At 74.0% G+C, this 5,043-nt stretch carries 3 protein-coding genes and 1 pseudogene; 2 read left to right on the top strand and 2 right to left on the bottom strand.

Features of this window, described 5'->3' with window-relative positions; genetic code table 11:
- Positions 1 to 501 precede the first annotated feature (501 nt).
- On the bottom strand, positions 502 to 1,296 hold the full coding sequence (locus tag PV343_RS40135; RefSeq protein ID WP_319151996.1) for an IclR family transcriptional regulator: 795 nt from the start codon (positions 1,294 to 1,296) through the stop codon (positions 502 to 504).
- 273 nt (positions 1,297 to 1,569) lie between these two features.
- On the opposite strand from PV343_RS40135, the gene allB reads away from it, so the two are divergent.
- Together allB and alc are read left to right on the top strand one after the other, a co-directional pair.
- Positions 1,570 to 2,910 carry an allantoinase AllB gene (gene allB / locus PV343_RS40130; RefSeq protein WP_319151995.1) on the top strand — a complete coding sequence of 447 codons (1,341 nt, stop codon included), beginning with the start codon at positions 1,570 to 1,572 and terminating at the stop codon, positions 2,908 to 2,910.
- A 62-nt stretch (positions 2,911 to 2,972) separates the two neighbouring features.
- The gene (gene alc, locus PV343_RS40125; RefSeq protein WP_319151994.1) at positions 2,973 to 4,103 is read left to right on the top strand and encodes an allantoicase; all 1,131 of its coding nucleotides are present in this window, start codon (positions 2,973 to 2,975) and stop codon (positions 4,101 to 4,103) included.
- 272 nt (positions 4,104 to 4,375) lie between these two features.
- Here the strand turns inward: alc and PV343_RS40120 are convergent.
- A pseudogene (locus PV343_RS40120) lies at positions 4,376 to 5,043 on the bottom strand (SDR family oxidoreductase); the annotation flags it as partial.

The following is a 5,043-nucleotide window of genomic DNA, read 5'->3' as shown; positions in this document are numbered from 1 at the left end:
GTCCTCGCGGGGTAGCCGGGCCGAGGCGCCCGGCCCGGGGACGATCTCGCCACCGGCCACCGGCCACCGGCCACCGGCCACCGGCCACCGGCCACCGGCCACCGGCCACCGGCCACCGGCCACCGGCACGCCCACGCGCCCGCCTGCGCGCCCTCGGCAGCGTCGGCGGCGGCCCACCCGCTGCTGGGGGACGACCCGGCACCGATGCCGGGTCGGGGTGCTCACGCCCCTGACCGTGCCGGCGTGAAACGCTCACCGCCCGACCGGCGCCGGGCCGAAAGGCTCAAGCCCTGAGCGCCGCCGGGGCGAGGGACTCAAGCTCTGATCGCCGCCGGGGCGAGGGACTCAAGCTCTGATCGCCGCCGGGGTGAAGGACTCAAGCTCTGATCGCCGCCGGGGCGAGGGACTCAAGCTCTGATCACCGCCGGGGTGAGGGACTCAAGCCTGTGACCGGCCCCGGGGCGAAAGGCTCAAGCCCTGAAAGGCGCCGCAGGCTGCTGCTCACGCTCCCGAGCTGGCCAGCGCCTGGGAGAGTTCCAGGGCCACCTGCTGGAGCACCGGCACGATCTTCTCGGTCGCCGTCTCCGTGACGCGTCCGGCCGGGCCCGAGATGGAGATCGCGGCGGCCGTGGGGGAGTCGGGGACGGACACCGCGAGGCAGCGCACCCCGATCTCCTGCTCGTTGTCGTCCACCGCGTAGCCCGCCTGCCGGACGTCGGCCAGCGCCGCCAGGAAGCCGTCGGGCGTGGTGATGGTCTTCTCCGTCGCGGCCGGCATGCCCGTGCGGGACAGCAGCGCGCGCACCTCGTCGTCGGGCACCCCCGCGAGCAGCGCCTTGCCCACCCCCGTGGAGTGCGGCAGCACCCGGCGGCCGACCTCGGTGAACATGCGCATCGAGTGCTTGGACGGCACCTGCGCCACGTAGACGATCTCGTCACCGTCCAGCAGCGCCATGTTCGCCGTCTCGCCGGTCTCCTCGACCAGCCGGGCGAGGTAGGGCCGGGCCCAGGTGCCGAGCAGCCGGGACGCGGACTCCCCGAGCCGGATCAGCCGCGGCCCGAGCGCGTACCGGCGGTTCGGCTGCTGGCGTACGTAGCCGCAGGCCACCAGGGTGCGCATCAGCCGGTGGATGGTGGGCAGCGGGAGCCCGCTGGTGGCGGACAGCTCGCTCAGGCCCACCTCGCCGCCCGCGTCCGCCATCCGCTCGAGCAGATCGAAGGCACGCTCCAGTGACTGGACTCCGCCGCCGGCGGAGGACTTGGCGGAGTCGGTGGTGCTGGCGCTGGACGTCGGCACGGCGCGTTCCTTTCGGGGCGGGCAGGAAGGGCAGAAGCCTACCCGGCGGCCGGTTGACCGCCCGCTTGTACGTAGCTACGTTCTGCTTGATGGAATTCTAATTCCGCCTTGTGGAAACGTCCAGACCGCCCGGCCGGTCCTCCTGCTCCGCAGTGTGCCCCTTGACGAGGGGAGGGCGGGAGTGAAGACTCCTTCAACAGAACGTTGAAATCCGTTACGCGGGTGTACATCCAGTTTCCTGGCAGCAGGCCGGCGGCAGAGAGAGGGGTTCGCGTGTCCGACGCTGAACTGGTGCTGCGCTCGACGCGCGTCATCACTCCGGAGGGGACCCGGGCCGCCGCGGTCACCGTGTCCGGCGGCACGATCACGGCCGTCCTGCCGTACGACGCCGAGGTGCCGGCCGGCGCGCGCGTCGAGGACTTCGGCGACCACGTCCTGCTGCCCGGCCTCGTCGACACCCACGTGCACGTCAACGACCCGGGCCGCACCGAGTGGGAGGGCTTCTGGACGGCCACCCGCGCGGCGGCCGCCGGCGGCATCACCACCCTCGTCGACATGCCGCTCAACTCCCTGCCGCCGACCACCACGGTCGCCAACCTGCGGGTGAAGCAGCGGGTCGCCGCCGACAAGGCGCACATCGACGTCGGCTTCTGGGGCGGTGCGCTGCCCGACAACGTCAAGGACCTGCGCCCGCTGCACGACGCCGGCGTCTTCGGCTTCAAGGCGTTCCTGTCGCCGTCGGGCGTGGAGGAGTTCCCGCACCTCGACCAGGAGCAGCTCGGCCGGTCCCTGGCGGAGATCGCCGGCTTCGGCGGGCTGCTGATCGCGCACGCCGAGGACCCGCACCACCTGGCGGCGGCGCCCCAGCACGGCGGGCCCCGGTACGCCGACTTCCTCGCCTCCCGCCCGCGCGACGCCGAGGACACGGCCATCGCGCACCTGATCGCGCGGGCCAGGGAGCACGACGCGCGCGTCCACGTCCTGCACCTGTCCTCCGGCGACGCGCTGCCGCTGATCGCCGCGGCCCGCGCCGAGGGCGTCCGCCTCACCGTGGAGACCTGCCCGCACTACCTGACCCTGACCGCCGAGGAAGTCCCCGACGGCGCCAGCGAGTTCAAGTGCTGCCCGCCGATCCGCGAGGCCGCCAACCAGGACGTGCTGTGGCAGGCGCTGGCCGACGGCACCATCGACTGCGTCGTCACCGACCACTCGCCCTCCACCGCCGACCTGAAGACCGACGACTTCGCCACCGCATGGGGCGGCATCTCCGGTCTCCAGCTCAGCCTGCCCGCGGTGTGGACCGAGGCCCGCAGGCGCGGGCACGGCCTGGAGGACGTCGTCCGCTGGATGTCCACCCGCACGGCCGCCCTGGTCGGCCTCGAAGCCCGCAAGGGCGTCATCGCGCCCGGCCGCGACGCCGACTTCGCCGTCCTCGCCCCCGACGAGACCTTCACCGTCGACCCGGCGGGGCTCCAGCATCGCAACCGGGTCACCGCGTACGCCGGCCGGACCATGTACGGCGTGGTGAAGTCCACCTGGCTGCGCGGCCGGCGCATCGTCGCGGACGGCGAGTTCACCGCCCCGCAGGGCACCCTGCTCACCCGCCCCCAGTAGGCCGGCCCCCCCGCTTCCCGCACCCCCGCACCCGGCGACTCCCGAAAGGATCCCTGATCACCGTGACGGCGCAGCAAGACCCGAGTCGAGCCCGTTTCACCGGCGACGCGAACCCCTACGGAGGCGGCGACCCGTACGCGGACTACCGGACCGCCGACTTCCCCTTCACCCGGTACGCCAACCTGGCCGACCGGCGGCTCGGTGCCGGCGTCATCGCCGCCAACGACGAGTTCTTCGCCGAGCGGGAGAACCTGCTGGTGCCCGAGCGGGCCGAGTTCGACCCCGAGCACTTCGGGCACAAGGGCAAGGTCATGGACGGCTGGGAGACCCGCCGCAGGCGCGGCGTCTCCGCCGAGCACCCCTGGCCGACCGCCGACGACCACGACTGGGCGCTGGTCCGGCTCGGCGCGCCCGGTGTGATCCGCGGGATCGTCGTCGACACCGCCCACTTCCGCGGCAACTACCCGCAGGCGGTCTCGGTCGAGGCCGCCTCGGTGCCGGGCACCCCGTCCCCGGAGGAACTGCTGGGCGACGACGTGAAGTGGACGACGCTGGTGCCGCGCACCGCGGTCGGCGGCCACGCGGCGAACGGCTTCGACGTCACCGCCGAGCAGCGCTTCACGCACCTGCGCCTCAACCAGCACCCCGACGGCGGCATCGCCCGGCTGCGCGTGTACGGCGAGGTCGTACCGGACCCGCGGTGGCTCCAGGCGCTCGGCACCTTCGACGTGGTCGCCCTGGAGAACGGCGGCCTGGCCGAGGACGCCTCCAACCTCTTCTACTCCCCGGCCACCAACACCATCCAGCCCGGCCGCTCCCGCAAGATGGACGACGGCTGGGAGACGCGCCGGCGGCGCGACCAGGGCAACGACTGGATCAGCTACCGGCTGGTCGGCCGGTCGGAGATCCGCGCGATCGAGATCGACACCGCGTACCTGAAGGGCAACAGCGCCGGCTGGGCGTCGGTCTCCGTGCGCGACGGGGAGAGCGGCGAGTGGACCGAGGTCCTGCCGCGCACCCGCATGCAGCCCGACACCAACCACCGCTTCGTGCTGCCGCGGCCCGCCGTCGGCACCCACGCGCGCGTGGACATCTACCCCGACGGCGGCATCTCCCGCCTGCGCCTGTTCGGCTCCCTCACCGAGGACGGCGCCCAGCGGCTCGCGGCCCGCCACCAGGAACTGGGCGGCTGACCCCGCTCCCGGGCCCGAACCCACCCCCACGCGCGCGGGACACACCGGCCGAACAGCACCGGTGCGCTCCGCGCGCGTGCGGCGCCGCGCCACTGCGGGGCCTCCGCTGTCTCCGCGCGCGTACCGTGCCGCGGCGCTACCGGGCGAGGAGTCCGCTGTCCCCGGGCGCGCTCCGTGCAGCGCCGCTGCCGGGCGGCGAGTCCGCCGCTACCCGCGCGCCGCGCCGCTGCCGGGCGGCGAGTCCGTCCCCACTCGCCCGTGCCGCCCCGCCCTCAGGCGGCGAAGCCGCCGTCCACGACCAGTTCGGCGCCGGTGACGTACGAGGCCCCGGCCCCGGCCAGGTAGGCCACCGCCGAGGCCACCTCGGCGGCCGTCCCGTAGCGGCCGAGGGCGGTCATCGCGGCCTGGCCGGCCGCGGAGGGGCCGTCGGCGGGGTTCATGTCGGTGTCGGTCGGGCCGGGATGGACGATGTTCGCCGTGATCCCGCGATCCGCCAGCTCGTGGGCCAGCGCCTTGGTGAGCCCGACGAGCGCCGCCTTGCTGGTCGCGTAGAGCGTTCCGCCGGGGCCCGGGACCCGGCGGGTGAGGCAGCTGCCGATGGTGATGATCCGGCCGCCGGACGTCATCCGCGCGGCGGCCGCCCCGGAGGTCAGGAAGACCCCGCGCACGTTGACCGCGAGGGTGTGGTCGACCTCGGCCAGGGACAGGTCCGCCAGGGGGCCGAGGGCCGCCACGCCCGCGTTGTTCACCAGGACGTCGAGGCCGCCCAGCGCGTCGGCGGCCCGCTCCACCGCGCCCGCCGCCTCGGCCGCGTCCGCGGCGTCCGCGCGCACCGCCACCCCGCGGCGGCCCAGCGCACGTACGGCCCAGACCAACTAATCAGACACCACATCGCCAATCAAATAAGTAAAAAACACGTACACGCCGTAATTCGCAAGAA

Source organism: Streptomyces sp. WI03-4A, from assembly GCF_033792105.1.
In the GTDB taxonomy this organism is placed as follows: domain Bacteria; phylum Actinomycetota; class Actinomycetes; order Streptomycetales; family Streptomycetaceae; genus Streptomyces; species Streptomyces collinus_A.
The sequence above is the reverse complement of the archived record's forward strand: the minus strand, read 5'-3'. Positions and strand labels throughout refer to the sequence as shown.